The 13632-nt window shown below is 69.5% G+C and carries 14 protein-coding genes; 8 read left to right on the forward strand and 6 right to left on the reverse strand.

Translation table 11 applies throughout. From position 1 onward, the window contains the following. The first annotated feature begins 10 nt into the window (after positions 1-10). Positions 11-1012, forward strand: coding sequence for a beta-ketoacyl-ACP synthase III (locus ACIRG5_RS07620; protein WP_402901719.1), 1002 nt, complete (start codon positions 11-13; stop codon positions 1010-1012). Between the two features lie 48 nt (positions 1013-1060). Here the strand turns inward: ACIRG5_RS07620 and ACIRG5_RS07625 are convergent, their stop codons facing one another. Both ACIRG5_RS07625 and ACIRG5_RS07630 read right to left on the reverse strand, forming a co-directional pair. Further along, positions 1061-1465, reverse strand: coding sequence for a DUF6069 family protein (locus tag ACIRG5_RS07625; RefSeq protein WP_402901722.1), 405 nt, complete (start codon positions 1463-1465; stop codon positions 1061-1063). A 29-nt stretch (positions 1466-1494) separates the two neighbouring features. Beyond that, a complete protein-coding gene (locus ACIRG5_RS07630; RefSeq protein ID WP_402901725.1) occupies positions 1495-2205 on the reverse strand; it encodes a Crp/Fnr family transcriptional regulator in 711 nt (236 codons plus the stop codon). Between the two features lie 108 nt (positions 2206-2313). Here ACIRG5_RS07630 and ACIRG5_RS07635 point away from each other — a divergent pair, with 108 nt between their 5' ends. Both ACIRG5_RS07635 and ACIRG5_RS07640 read left to right on the forward strand, forming a co-directional pair. Continuing rightward, positions 2314-3234 carry a PucR family transcriptional regulator gene (locus ACIRG5_RS07635; RefSeq protein ID WP_402901727.1) on the forward strand — a complete coding sequence of 307 codons (921 nt, stop codon included), beginning with the start codon at positions 2314-2316 and terminating at the stop codon, positions 3232-3234. 113 nt (positions 3235-3347) lie between these two features. Next, the gene (locus ACIRG5_RS07640; RefSeq protein ID WP_402901730.1) at positions 3348-4112 is read left to right on the forward strand and encodes a PucR family transcriptional regulator; all 765 of its coding nucleotides are present in this window, start codon (positions 3348-3350) and stop codon (positions 4110-4112) included. Here ACIRG5_RS07640 and ACIRG5_RS07645 read toward each other — a convergent pair. Further along, on the reverse strand, positions 4106-4528 hold the full coding sequence (locus tag ACIRG5_RS07645) for a YciI family protein (RefSeq protein WP_402901732.1): 423 nt from the start codon (positions 4526-4528) through the stop codon (positions 4106-4108). The two genes, ACIRG5_RS07640 and ACIRG5_RS07645, sit on opposite strands and share 7 nt — an antisense overlap. A gap of 118 nt (positions 4529-4646) precedes the next feature. Here ACIRG5_RS07645 and ACIRG5_RS07650 point away from each other — a divergent pair, with 118 nt between their 5' ends. Next, a complete protein-coding gene (locus tag ACIRG5_RS07650; protein ID WP_319973421.1) occupies positions 4647-5039 on the forward strand; it encodes a CoA-binding protein in 393 nt (130 codons plus the stop codon). An 80-nt stretch (positions 5040-5119) separates the two neighbouring features. Then, positions 5120-6013 carry a ParB/RepB/Spo0J family partition protein gene (locus ACIRG5_RS07655; RefSeq protein ID WP_402901734.1) on the forward strand — a complete coding sequence of 298 codons (894 nt, stop codon included), beginning with the start codon at positions 5120-5122 and terminating at the stop codon, positions 6011-6013. Here the strand turns inward: ACIRG5_RS07655 and ACIRG5_RS07660 are convergent. Next, the gene (locus ACIRG5_RS07660; protein ID WP_402901737.1) at positions 6010-7152 is read right to left on the reverse strand and encodes a helix-turn-helix domain-containing protein; all 1143 of its coding nucleotides are present in this window, start codon (positions 7150-7152) and stop codon (positions 6010-6012) included. The two genes, ACIRG5_RS07655 and ACIRG5_RS07660, sit on opposite strands and share 4 nt — an antisense overlap. An 86-nt stretch (positions 7153-7238) precedes the next feature. Between ACIRG5_RS07660 and ACIRG5_RS07665 the strand changes: the two genes are divergently transcribed. After that, positions 7239-7820, forward strand: a complete 582-nt coding sequence (locus ACIRG5_RS07665; RefSeq protein ID WP_402901740.1) for an NUDIX domain-containing protein — start codon at positions 7239-7241, stop codon at positions 7818-7820. Positions 7821-8148: 328 nt separating this feature from the next. On the opposite strand, the gene ACIRG5_RS07670 is transcribed toward ACIRG5_RS07665, so the two are convergent. Next, on the reverse strand, positions 8149-9105 hold the full coding sequence (locus ACIRG5_RS07670) for a hypothetical protein (RefSeq protein ID WP_402901743.1): 957 nt from the start codon (positions 9103-9105) through the stop codon (positions 8149-8151). A 237-nt stretch (positions 9106-9342) separates the two neighbouring features. Between ACIRG5_RS07670 and ACIRG5_RS07675 the strand changes: the two genes are divergently transcribed. Beyond that, complete coding sequence (locus ACIRG5_RS07675; RefSeq protein WP_402901746.1) at positions 9343-11166, forward strand: S8 family serine peptidase; 1824 nt, start codon at positions 9343-9345, stop codon at positions 11164-11166. Here the strand turns inward: ACIRG5_RS07675 and ACIRG5_RS07680 are convergent, their stop codons facing one another. Further along, positions 11167-11787 (reverse strand): L-threonylcarbamoyladenylate synthase, encoded by a 621-nt coding sequence (locus ACIRG5_RS07680; protein ID WP_319973411.1) that lies wholly within the window; start codon positions 11785-11787, stop codon positions 11167-11169. Positions 11788-11887: 100 nt separating this feature from the next. On the opposite strand from ACIRG5_RS07680, the gene ACIRG5_RS07685 reads away from it, so the two are divergent. Next, complete coding sequence (locus ACIRG5_RS07685; RefSeq protein WP_402901750.1) at positions 11888-13534, forward strand: glutamate--tRNA ligase; 1647 nt, start codon at positions 11888-11890, stop codon at positions 13532-13534. Positions 13535-13632 lie beyond the last annotated feature (98 nt).

Genomic DNA, 13632 nt, shown 5'->3' on the forward strand with positions numbered 1-13632 from the left:
AGGTCGGAGAATGCGCGCAGCGGTGGTCGCGGGACTCGGGTCATGGCTCCCGCCGCGGGTGGTCACCAACGACGAACTGACAGCCAGACTCGACACGACCGACGAGTGGATCAGATCGCGGATCGGGGTCGCCACGAGACACGTGGTCGAACCCGGCATGGCGACCTCGGACCTGTCGGTCGAGGCGGCGCGGCGGGCACTGCGGTCGGCGGGCGTGCCGGGCGCGGGAGCGGTGATCCTCGCGACGACGACACCGGACAGGCCCTGTCCCGCGACGGCTCCGGAGATCGCGTCGCGGCTGGGACTGATCGACGTCCCGGCGTTCGACATCGCGGCCGTGTGCACTGGATTCGTGTACGGGCTGGGCGTCGGCGCCGGGCTGATCACGGCCGGCATCGTGGACAGCCTCGTCATGATCGGCGGCGACGCCTACTCGACGATCCTCAACCCGCAGGACCGCACCACGTCCGTCATCTTCGGCGACGGCGCGGGCGCGGTGGTGCTGCGGGCGGGATCGCCGGACGAACCGGGCGCGCTCGGGCCGTTCGACCTCGGCTCGGACGGCGAGCTGTCCGACCTGATCACCGTGCCGGCCGGTGGGTCGCGGCAGCGGTCGTCGCGCGACATCGTGCCGCACGGCGACAAGTTCTTCCAGATGGAGGGCCGGGAGGTCTTCGCGAACGCGGTCGCGCGCATGTCCGCCGCGTCGCGCAACGCTATCAAGCGGCAGGGCTGGGTCGCGTCCGATGTGGACAGAGTGATCGCGCACCAGGCCAACACCCGCATCCTGGACGCGGTGTCGGCGGAGCTCGGGGTGCCGCGGGACAAGTTCATCTCCAACATCACCGACGTCGGCAACACCTCCGCCGCCTCGATCCCGCTGGCCCTCGCGCACGGCGTGCGGTCGGGGGAGCTGGAGGCGGGGCAGAAGGTGCTGCTCACGGCGTTCGGAGGCGGCCTCACGTGGGGCGCCACGTCGCTGGTGTGGCCGGAGCTCAGTCTCTCGGAGTGAACGCGGAAAAGGCCGGGAGGGCATGCCCTCCCGGCCTTTTCGTTGCTGCTAGACGGGAAGCACTCGCCGGAAGATCGGCACGGACACCGCGGCCACGACGACGTGCATGACCATCAGCGCGAACACGCCGACGAGGTTCGCACCCGGCAGGAAGAAGACCGGGACGTCGGCGAGGAACGACACCACGACCACGATCGGGACCAGCTTGCCGAGCGTGCGTGCGGGATCCTTGGCGCGCTTGCGGATCGTCGCCCACGCGATCGCGGCGATGATCACTCCCAGCGCGGTCAGCACGACGTAGCCCTGGGGTTTCAGGCCTTCGACGGCGTTCGGGTCGGCACCCAGCGCCTGCGCCAGGTACGACACGACGGCGTTGCCGATCGAGGCCACCACGATCGCGGCCACGACTCCGAGCACGACCTTGCCCGTGCCGGCCCTGGTTTCTGTTGTCATTGGAGGATCTCCCTGCGTTGGCGGTTGGGTCAGCGCTGCGAAGGCACAGCGGGCATGCCCACGCGGACCCGGCGGGACAGCTGGGCGGGGTCGGTGAGGAAGATGCTCTTGCGCTCGATCGAGATCCAGCCGCGCTGGGCGAAGTCCGAGAGCGTCTTGTTGACGGTGTCACGGCGCGACCCGACGTACTGGCCGAGCTCCTCCTGGGTGAGGTCCTCGATCATCAGCACCGCGCCGCGGCGGTCGGTGCCGAACCGTCCGGCCAGGCGCAGCAACGCTTTCGCGAGCCGCGCGGGGGCGTCCATCTGCACCAGGTCCATGCGCATCTGGTGCGACTCGCGCTGCCGGCGGGCGATCTGGCCCAGCAGCCGTTCGGTGATCTCCGGGCACAGCGCGAGCCACTGCGTCAGGTCCGCCCGCGAGATCCGGCCGGCCCGCACGTCGGTGATCGCGACCGTCGTCGACACCGACGGCGCCGCGTCGAACAGCGTCGGCTCCACCAGGAGATCGCCCGCGCAGTGGAAGTCCAGCACCAGCTCGCGGCCGTCGGGGGAGACGCAGCAGGTCTTCGCCTTGCCCGACCGCAGGACGATCAGGTCGTCGGCGGGCACACCGAGCCGCAGCAGCACGTCGCCGCGGCCGAACTCGACGGGGGCGAGGGCCTGCGCGAACTGGCGCCAGGCCTCGTTCGACGGCGTGAGGATCGGCGGCCGCGCCGGGGCGAGCAGCTGAGGTGCCATGCACCCGACGTTAGGGTCGCGGGCACTGGCATACCGCTGGAGAACGCTGGGGGTTTCCCCACTGCCCGCGCTGAAATCCTTCAGCGGCGCGAAAGAGGGGAGGGACCCGTGCTCTTCGACGTCGGTCGTCTGCTGCACGAGGAGTTCCTCGCCGTCTATCGAGCTGCCGCCGCTGACGCCGACGGCTGGGAGGACGCCGCCGTGGCCGTGGCGCATCGCGTCGGCTCACGGTTGCGTTCGGCGAAGGTCCCGGTCGCGCACGTGGTCGTGGCCCTGCGGTCCACCGACAGGTTGCTGACCGAGGCCATGCTGGACGACGGCGGTGACTGCCGTGCGCTGGCCGCCGCCGGAACCGCGCTGGCCGCCGAGCTGATGTCGTCGTTCTGCGCCGCCGACGACGGGCTGGCGGACGCGGTGCTGGCCGGTGGCGCACCTGATGGCGCGGCCGCGTTCTACACCGTCGTCTCGGTGCGCGGAGCGTTGGTGGACAGGGTGGTGAACGCGTTCCGCCGACGCGGAACGGTGCTGCGGGCGTCGTCCGGTCATCTGCTGTTGCCGGTCTCCGAAACGGCCGCGCTGGCGTCGTGCCGGGAGGTGTGCGCCGAGATCGGTGGCGAGGTGTGGCTGTGCGTCGCGGAACGGCCCGCCGCCCGCGTTCCCCTGGCGCGCAAGGAGGTGGACGAGATCGATTCGCTCGTGTCGTCGCTCGGCCGGCCGCCGGGTGTCTACCGGATCGACGACGTCCTGTTCGAGAGCGCGATGATCCAGACCCCGGAGGTCCGCGACGAGCTGGACAAGGTCGTCGCGCCGCTGCTGGCGAACCCCGTTCTCGTGGAGACCGTGCTGGCGTTGCTGGAGGCCGACGGCAACCGGGCGGTAGCTGTCAGGAAGCTGTTCATCCACCGCAGCACCATCGACTACCGGTTGTGGCAGATCGAGGAGCTCACCGGACTGAGCCCCGTCAACCCGCGTGACCTCGCGGTTCTGGGCACGGCGATCGGGACGAGCCGCGCGAACGCCTGGGGCTGAACGGATTCAGCTCATCACGGTGAACGTCAAGACTCCCTCAAGCCTCCTGTGCCGACTGTCGGCAGTTCCCTACCGTTCGGTGCGACATCGCAGGCCCCCCGAGGAGGCGACGCGTGACCACCGTGCTGGACAGCAGGCTGCTGGGAGACGTGCTGCGTGACATCCTCCGCCCGTTCGACCTTCCCCCGGTCGAGGACGTGGCGACCCGCCGCCGGCTCGCCAGAACCCTGCTCTCCGGCCGTGACAACGGTTCCTTCGACGGACTGGCGCTGGCGTACGCGGTGATCGCGTTCTGCGCGTCCACTGAGGACGACACCGCTCGCGTGCTGGAAGCGTTGCGGGACAACGCCGACGCGCTGGTGCTCGACGGCGTTCTCGGCGGCTACGTGCTGTTGCCCTGTGCCCAGGACGGTCAGCTCGCGCTGGCCCGTGACCTGTACGAGCAGCTGGGTCTCGACGTGTGGATGGGCGTCACCTGGGCTCCCCGGCGTGATCTCGCGGCTGCCCGTGCGACGGCGCAGGACGTCCTGAGGATCGCTTCCCGCCGTGCGCCGGGCGTCTACGAGCTGCGCAACGTCCTGGCGGACTTCGCGGTGCTGCGCCAGCCGCACGTCGCCGAGCGGCTGGCCCGCGTGATCGAACCCGTGGTGGCGCAACGGCCGTTGCTGGACGCGTTGCGGGCGTTCATCGGCGAGGACGGCAACCGCACGGCGGCGGCGCGGCGGCTCGACATCCACCGCAGCACGCTCGACCACCGCCTGCGGCTGATCGAACGGCTCACGGGCTGCCGTCCGACCTCGCCGCGTGCGTTGCTGACCCTGAGCGTCGCGCTGACCGCGCACTCAGCGCCCGACGTGCCGCTGCCGCCCACTCACTGACTCTGGGAGGCGATCTGCTCGCGCAGCCGGTCCTCCTGCGCCTTGATCTCGGGCGTCAGCACGTCACCGAACGCCTCGTCGCCGTGGACCTGGCGGATCTCGACCTCGCCCTCCTGGAACGGCGCCTTCTTCAGCCACTCCACGGCGTCCTGCAGGCTCGGCAGCTCCCAGATCCAGAAGCCCGCGATCAGCTCCTTGGACTCGGTGAACGGACCGTCGATGACCGTCGTCGCGCCCTTGCCGTCGAACCGGACGCGCGCACCCTTGTCGCTCGAGTAGAGGCCGTCGCCCGCGAGCATCACTCCGGCCTTGACGAGCTCCTCGTTGTAGTTGCCCATGGCGGCGAGCTCGTCGGACGTCGGCATCACGCCCTGCTCGGTCTCCGGGGTGGACTTGACGATGACCATGAAGCGCATCTCGGGTCTCCTCTGCCTGGTGTCTGGTGCGGTTCTACCCAGGCGTCGATCGGGGACCCCGGCGTTTCGACCAGCTTCCGTCAATTGTGACCGGGGTCACAAGGTTAGTGTGGAGGGCATGCGCGAAGACGTCGACTGGATCCTCGAGAACTGCCAGGTCTGGGCCATCGTCGGGCTCTCGGACAACCCGTCCCGCGCGGCCCACGGCGTCGCCCGGTTCCTGCAGCAGCGCGGCAAGAAGATCGTGCCGGTGCACCCGTCGGCCGAGACCGTGCACGGTGAGCAGGGCTACGCGACCCTGGCGGACATCCCGTTCGCCGTCGACGTCGTGGACGTGTTCCGCCGCTCGGAGGACGCCGGCCAGTTCGCCGACGAGGCCGCGGAGATCGGCGCCAAGGCCGTGTGGTTCCAGCTCGGCGTGGTGGACGACGCGGCGTACGCGCGCGCTCGTGAGGCCGGCCTGCGCATGGTGATGGACGTGTGTCCCGCGATCGAGTGGCGCTCCCGTTGAACGACTAGCTAACCTGGCGTGGTCGTCACCGGGTACCTGGGGGTCCCGGGGGACAATCAGCCTGGGGGGCTTGATTTCGCATGCTCGTCGACATCACCGCTTTGCGGTCCGCCGAATCGCCGCGGCTTCGCGGCTGCAGCGACGACTTCGTTCGTTCACTGGCGTCGTCCGGCGCCCAGCTGCCACCGATCGTGGTGCACCGCCCGACGATGAGGGTCGTCGACGGCATCCACCGCCTGAAGGCCGCGGTGCTGCGCGGCTGCCGCTCCGTCGAGGTCGAGTACGTCGACGGACCCGTCGAGGACCTGTTCGGGTTGTCGGTGACGCTGAACCTGGCGACGCTGCCGACCGCCGATCGCGAGGCCGCGGCCCGGCGGCTGCTGCGGTCGCATCCGCAGTGGTCGGACCGCGCGATCGCGGCCTCCACCGGCCTCGCCGCCAAGTCCGTCGGCGTGCTGCGCCGGGCCGTGGGCGGGCAGGCCCCGGTGCGGGTGGGCCGCGACGGCAAGGTCAGGCCGGTCAACTCCGCCGCCGGGCGCAGGCTCGCCGGCCGGATGGTGACCGAACGGCCCGACGCCTCGTTGCGCGACATCGCCCGCGCCTCCGGGGTGTCACCGGGGACCGTCCGGGACGTCCGCCGCCGCCTCAGCGCCGGGCTGGATCCGGTGCCCGAGCGGATGCGGGCCTCCGAACGGGCCGACGCGGTGCTGCCCGCCGGGCGGACCGACGTCCGCGATCCCGACGCCACCCTGCCGATTCTGCGCCGAGATCCGTCGTTGCGGTTCAACGAGCACGGGCGGCTGGTGCTGCGGTGGCTGGAGACGCACGCGGTGTCGTCCGGGGAGTGGGCCACCGTGGTGTCCGGGGTGCCTTCGCACTGCCGGGAACTGGTGGCGGACATGGCCCGCGGGGTCGCGGAGGCCTGGGTGGAGATGGCCGAGGCGCTGGAACGCGAGGACCGGGCCGCCGTCTAGGTGGCGAACAGGATGTCGCCGATCTCTCCCGCCACCTCACGCCCCGCCGCGGGACGCAGGCGGGACAACAGCTTGCTGAACGCCGTCAGGTCTATGTGGACGGTCGCGGACCGCACCTGGCGGATGTCGTCCAGCAGGCCGGCGACCAGGTCGCAGGCGTGGTCGACGTCGCCCGCCTCGGCGTGGGCCAGGGCTCTGCGCAGGCCGAAGCGGGTGCGGGCGCGCAGGGCGGTGGGGGCGATCAGCGGCATCTGGTCGTCGAGGATCGCGGCGGCCTCGGCGTGGCGGCCCAGGTCGTGGAACGACCAGGCGCGGGCGATGGCCACCTGGTCGACGACGCTCGTTGTGCCGTAACGGGATTCGCTCACGGCTCGCTGCAGTTCGGCGGCGCGGTCGAGGGCGGCCTGGCAGCGGTCGGCGGCGCCGGCCAGCGCGTAGCCCTGGGCTTCCCGTTGGGCTGCCACGGCTTTGACGGCGATCGAACGGGATTTGCCCGCCTTGCGGGCGAAGTGGACCGTGGCGTGGGCGTCGCCGCGGTACAGGGCGAACTCCGAGGCCCTGACGTAGGCGTAGGCCTCCAGGTCCGGGTCGCCGCCTCGCGCGGCGTACTGGACGGCGCGCCGGGTGAGTTCGGCCGCCGAGGCGTCGTCGCCGCGTTCCTGTTCCATCCAGCCCGCGTACTCGGCGTAGCGGGCGGCCAGCAGCCAGAGGCCCCTGCCGAGGCCGGGGTCGTCGGCGGAGCGGGCCATCGAACTCAGCGCGTCCACCTGGGGGCGGAGACTGGACAACACCACCTCGGGGCTCAGGCGGTGGCCCAGAGCGCGGTGGTGGTCGAACATCGAGTCGAAGGTGAGGAGAGTCGTGTGGTCGCTCGGGATCGGACGGGCCGGCGCGTCCGCTAGTTCGATCAGGTGACCGTCAGCCTGAAGGACGTTGTCGAAGAGCCTGGCCATTTCGGGGTTCGGGTGAACCTGGCCGTTCTCGATCTTGCTGAGGTGTCCCTTGCTGTACGGTACGAGGCCGGTCATCTGACTGAGTGAGAGCCCGCGCTCGTTGCGCAGGCGGCGAACCTCCTGGGCGAACGTGGGCGACAACGGCTTCACCCCCCTCCCCCCGGAAGTGTGTACGCCGCCAAACACCCGAATGCCGAATGTCCACTTATTGGCCGTTGATTGACGATCAACTGGGGCTATCTGGAACGGTCGGCGATGGTTCCATGTGAGTCATGGTGATGACGCGGCTCGACGAGGCGGCTGGTGTGGTGATGGTCTGGCAGCGCTTGGCGACCAACGTGGTCCACCGGTCGCAATGGTTCGAGGTCCGTTCCGACAGGGTCGTCAGACCCGATGGCGGGCATGGCACCTACACGCACGTCGTGGCGCCGGGATCGGTCACGATCCTCGCGATCCAGGACGACGACGAGGTCGTGCTGACCCGGCAGTGGATCTACACGCACGGCGGCACCGAATGGCGGCTGCCCGGCGGCGCCGTCGACCACACGGACGCTGATCCGCTGGCCGCGGCACGTCGTGAGCTCGCGGAGGAGACCGGGCTGCGGGCGGCGAAGTGGGAGCGGCTCGGCCAGATCCACGGCGCGGACAGCCTGAGCAACCACGTCGACCACATCTTCCTCGCTACCGACCTCACCCAGGGCGAGGCGGCGCTCGAACCCGGTGAGGCGGACCTGCGCGTGCGGACGATGCCGTTCTGCCACGCGCTCGACCTCGTCCGGCAGGGCATGCTCCCGCACGCCGGCAGTTCGCACGCGCTGCTCGTGATGGCGTTGCGCCGCACGAACCAGAAATAGTATTCCAGGGTTTCCTCGTGTAGCTGGAAACAGGAAACCCGTTCTCATTCGACTGGCGAAAAGCCACTCTTGGTGCATCGGCGAGAACAACAGCCCGAAAGCCAGTCAGAATGAGAAGGTGAATTCTTCCATGAGAATGATCTGCTCACTCGCCACCGTCATGAAGGTTGCCGTTGTCTGCCTTTTTCTTGGATTCATGGCAGGTAGCGTCTTCATCGCAGCGGTGATCTGACTTCGTTTCGGACTGCGGTTCTCCCTGACCATCAAAGGGAGGTGTCAGCCGTGGAACCGCACTTCTGCATCGACACGATCTGAACCCGCACGGCTTCTAGCGTGGCGTCCACTGCACGCCGTAGCCGCGGCCCTGGCGGGGATGGGGGAACTGCACGTCGATCTCCCCGATCTCGTCCAGTGGCAGCGTCTGCGGCCAAGGCGTCAGATCGTCGGTGTCGCGTGCCAGAGCCTCTTCGACGCGCCACACCGACTCCGGCAGGTCGTCCCGGTCGAATCGCACCCGCAACCGGAACGACTCGCACATCCGCTCCGGCCAGAACACGTAGGTCGGACGCATCGATTGTCCCCGCGGCACGCGCACTTCGAGCGCGAACTGGTGCGTTTGTCCCGCGTTGAGGGGTCGGGGCAACCGCAGTTTCATCAGGAAGCGTCGCGGGGACGGACGTTCGTGGCCGATGAGCTCGACCCCGTGCAACACCTCCACGTCCAGGTCACCTGGAGCACCTTCTGGCGTGGGTGAGGGGATCGTGATCGACCACGCGATCTCGTTGACACCATCGGTGTCGGCCACAACGGTCCGGCGTTCCGTGCACGCGGGCGTCGGACCGTCCAGCTTCAGCAGCGCGTCGAACTCCTTGACGTGCCACAGTTCCGACGGCGCCACGTGCGTCGTCGAAGGAGCCGGCTGCAGCGCCACCTCCACCAGGCGCTGCAGTCCGGCGTCCATCCGTCTGCGCACCGTGCGCGCCCCGCGGTCCTGTTGCTTCGCGAGCCACTCGATGCGTTCGTTGAGGAACCGGAACTGCGCGTCGTCGTGCAGGCCGAGGGGCGCCAGAACGGCGTTGCGGACCTCGACCGGGAAACCGCGCGTCGCGTTCAGGACCCAGTCGCGCAGTTTCGTCCGCACGGCTTCGGCGCCGTCCGTCTCGACGATGCCGCACACCTGGCGCAGCGCCGGTCCGACGTGCAAGTCGATACCGGGAGTCTGCACACCGCGCCCACGGCACAAGGTGCGCAGTTCTTCCATCAGCTGCTCAGGTGAGACTGGCATCCGTCCTCCGCGCGGAAATGCTTTGCCGGGCATGTCGGGCTTACCCGATCGGACGTTACTCCGGATGCACCATCCGGGTGAACGAATTGGGCGGCCGAACGGATTCTTCTACATCGTCCCGCTAGATGATCACCGCCGAACGACTGATGTCCTGACCTGGTCTTTGCCGGTAACGTGCTGGTCACGGGCGGTGACTTCCTCCGGTCGCCGCCACCCCTGCCGATGGAGGTTGTCTTCGTGCTGCGCACAATATTGTCCGTTGCCGCCGTGTTCTCGCTGGTCAGCGGCGTTCCTGCCGTCGCTGCCCCGGCGGAGGGCGCTTTCCTGCTGCAATTCCGCACCACCCTGAACGACGGCCAGCGCCACCAGCTCCAGGGCCTCGGCGTGCGGCTCGGCGCGTTCGTCCAGGACGGCACCTACCTCGCCCGCATGACGAGCACCGCGCGCGTCTCGCGGCTGAGCTACGTGCGCGAGGTCCGCCCGTTCCAGGCCCAGCCGCAGATCATGGCGCTGGGCGGCGCTTCCGGCTACCTGATCACGCTCGTCGAGCAGGACGAGCGCGACCAGAAGGCGGTCGCCGCCAAGGTGAAGTCCTTGGGCGGCAAGGTGAACGTCATCTCCGCGAGCCGTGAGCACATCATGGCCACGTTGGACGCCGCACAAGCCGCGCAGCTCGCGAAGCTGCCGGCCGTGATCGCGATCGACCCGGTGTCCGCGCCGGAGACCGACATGGCGATCTCGCGCGAGTCGTCCGGCGCCAACTACATCGAGAGCGTCGGCGGCTACAAGGGCCAGGGCGTGCGCGGCGAGGTCATGGACGGCGGGTTCCGCCTGACGCACCAGGAGTTCCGCACCCGGCCACCGTTGCAGCACACCGCCAACACCACCAACACCTCGCACGGCACCTCGACGTACGGGCAGATCTTCGCGTCCGGCGTCTCGTCCGCGCACCGCGGTCTGCTGCCGGAGGGCCAGGGCATCACGGCCGTCTACAACACCGGCGACCGCTACGCGCACACCAAGCAGCTCGTCGACCCGGCGGGCCAGTACCGGGCGGTCTTCCAGTCCAACAGCTGGGGTGACTCGCTCACCACGGCGTACAACTCGATCTCGCAGCAGATGGACCGGATCGTGTTCGACCACGACCTGCTGATCTGCCAGTCGCAGAGCAACGCGGGCACCAGAAGCTCGCGCCCGCAGGCGTGGGCGAAGAACGTGCTGTCGGTCGGCGGCCAGTACCACTACAACACCCTCGACCGCGCGGACGACAAGTGGAACGGCGGAGCGTCGATCGGCCCCGCCGCCGACGGCCGGATCAAGCCGGAGATCTCGAACTACTACGACCGCATCGACACCACGACGTCCACCAGCGACACCGCCTACACGACGTCGTTCGGCGGCACGTCCGGCGCGACGCCGATCACCTGCGGCAACGCCGGTCTGCTGTTCCAGATGTGGGCCGACGGCGTGTTCGACGGCGCTCCCGGCAAGGGTCGTGACGTGTTCACGTCCCGCCCGCACGCGGCGACCGCCAAGGCGCTGCTGATCAACACCGCCAACCAGTTCACGTTCACCGGCACCACCCACGACCAGACGCGCACGCACCAGGGCTGGGGCACGGCGTCGGTCCGCAACCTCTACGACCGCGCGAAGGCGGGCGGCTGGAAGCTGCCGGTGCTGGTGAACGAGACGGATCTGCTGGCCACCGGTCAGTCGCGCAAGTACACCGTGGCGTCCACCGGGCAGACGCCGCTGCGCGCGACGCTGGCCTACACCGACCCGGCCGGTTCGCCGACGGCGGCCAAGGCGACCGTCAACGACCTGACGCTGAAGGTCACCGCCCCGAACGGCACCGTCTACTGGGGCAACAACGGCCTTCTGGCCGGCAACTGGTCCACGTCCGGCGGCGTCGCGAACACCGTCGACACCGTGGAGAACGTCCTCGTCCAGACGCCCGCCGCGGGCAACTGGACGGTCGAGGTGATCGCGACCTCGGTCAACGTCGACGGGCACGTCGAGACGGCCGCGACCGACGCCGACTACGCGCTGGTCGTGTCCTAGTCATTCGAACCTGGTCGGGTCGCCCGCGCCGTAGCGGATGATCTCGGCCTCGCCGCTCGAGAAGTCCACCACCGTGGTGGGCGTGGTGCCGCACTCCCCGGAGTCGATCACCGCGTCCACCACGTGGTCGAGGCGTTCCTTGATCTCCCAGCCCTGCACCAGCGGCTCGGCCTCGTCGGGCAGCAGCAGGGTGCTGGTGAGCAGCGGCTCGCCCATCGCCTCCAGCAGCGCCTGCGTCACGACGTGGTCGGGGATGCGCGCGCCGACCGTCTTCTTCTTCGCGTGCATCATGCGGCGCGGCACCTCCTTCGTCGCGGGCAGGATGAACGTGTAGTTGCCCGGCGTGGAGGACTTGATCGCCCGGAACACCGCGTTGTCCACGACGACGAACTGACCGAGCTGGGCGAAGTTCTCGCACATCAGCGTGAAGTGGTGCTTGTCGTCGAGCTTGCGGATCTCCCGGATGCGGTCGATGCCGTCCTTGTTGCCCAGGCGGCAGCCGAGCGCGTAGCAGGAGTCGGTCGGGTAGGCGATCAGGCCGTCCTCCCGCAGGATCTTCACGGCCTGGTCGATGGCGCGCTTCTGCGGGTTGACCGGGTGGACGTCGAGGTACTTGGCCATGGCCGGTGAGCTTAGGCCGATCACCGAGGGGCCAGCATTTCGGCTCGCGCACGTTGATAACCTGGGGGTACTTCTTTCCCTGGTTTGGAGACCCCTAGCGATGCTCGACCGTGCCGTCGTCGACGCCCTGTTCCCCTCGGACCTGCCTGAACCGGCCTTCTGGGAGGAGCAGTACCCGCCTCGCGGGCTGGCAGAAGGCGCGAAGGTCACCCGCCTGGGCCCGTCGCCGACCGGGTTCCTGCACATCGGCGGCCTGTACGTCGGCATGATCGACCGCGACCTCGCGTCCCACTCCGGTGGTTCGTACATCGTCCGCGTCGAGGACACCGACCAGGCGCGTGAGGTTCCCGGCGCCGTCGAGCAGTTCAACAGGGCGTTCAAGTACTTCGGCATCGAGCCCGACGAGGCCGACGAGGTGGGCTCGTACGGCCCGTACCACCAGTCGCAGCGCGAACAGGTCTACCTGACGTACGTGCGTGAGCTGGTGCGTTCCGGTCACGCGTACCTGTGCTTCGCGACGAAGGAAGAGCTCGCGGACATCACGGCCCGCCAGCAGGCCACCAAGCTGCCGACCGGCTACTACGGCCGCTGGGCGATCTGGCGCGACAAGGCCGCCGAGGACGTTCAGGCCGCTTTGGACGAGGGCCGTCCGTACGTCGTGCGTTTCCGCTCGCCGGGCAAGGCGGGGGAGCGGACGTCGTTCGTCGACGCGATCCGCGGCCCGCTCGAGCACGACGCGAACCGCAACGACGTGGTGATCCTCAAGGCGTCCGACCAGTCGCCGCGCCTGCCCACCTACCACTTCGCGCACGCCGTCGACGACCACCTGATGCGCGTCAACCTGGTGATCCGCGGCGAGGAGTGGATCTCGTCGGTCCCCACCCACCTGCAGCTGTTCGACGCCCTGGGCTTCGAGCGCGTCGAGTACGCCCACATCGCGCCGCTGATGAAGCAGCAGGGCGGCTCCCGGCGCAAGCTCTCGAAGCGCAAGGACCCCGAGGCGTCCGTCGAGTTCTTCATCGAGGCGGGCTTCCCGGCGCCGGCCGTCCAGTACTACCTGCGCGGACTGGTGAACGCCCGCCTGGCCGAGCTGCCGCTGGCGGAGGCCCTGGAGACCCCGATCTCGCTCGCCGAGTGCGGCGTCGCGGGTCCGCTGGTCGACCTGGTGAAGCTCGACGACATCTGCGCCGACTACGTGGCCACGCTGTCCGGCGAGGAGATCATCTCGCTCGTGTCGGAGTGGGCCGAGACCTACGACCCCGAGCTCGTCACCGTGCTGGCCTCGGAGCGGGACGCGGCGCTGGCGGCGTTGCGCGTCGAGCGCGGCCCGGAGGTCGCGAACCCGCGCAAGGACCTCCGCAAGTGGGCGGACTTCCGCACCGCCTACGGCTTCTTCTTCCCGTCGCTGTTCCCGCTCGTGTCCGACCGGACCGACGAGCGCCTCGGCGGCCTGTCGCCCGAGCTGATCTCCGCGTTCGCCGCGGACTTCGCGGACGGCTACGCGGACCTGGAGGACGGCCAGGAGTGGTTCGGCCAGATCCGGGAGCTCGCCGCGAAGCACGGGTTCGCCCCGAACCCCAAGGAGCTCAAGAAGAACCCGGACGCCTACCCCGGCTCCATCCGTGAGGCCGCGCAGCTCATCCGCGTGGCGCTGACGGGGTCGAAGGCGAGCCCGGACCTGCACGCCGTGGCCCGGACGCTGGGCACCGACGAGGTGCTGCGCCGGGTGCGCGCGCTCGCCGGCTGACGCGTCGCTCGACGGCCCCTGGTTCCCGCGGGAGCCGGGGGCCGTTCGCTGTCCGGACCCACTTCGAGCATGTGAGGCCGATCGGCGTCGTCCATCCG

Source organism: Lentzea sp. NPDC102401, from assembly GCF_044765805.1.
GTDB lineage: Bacteria > Actinomycetota > Actinomycetes > Mycobacteriales > Pseudonocardiaceae > Lentzea > Lentzea sokolovensis.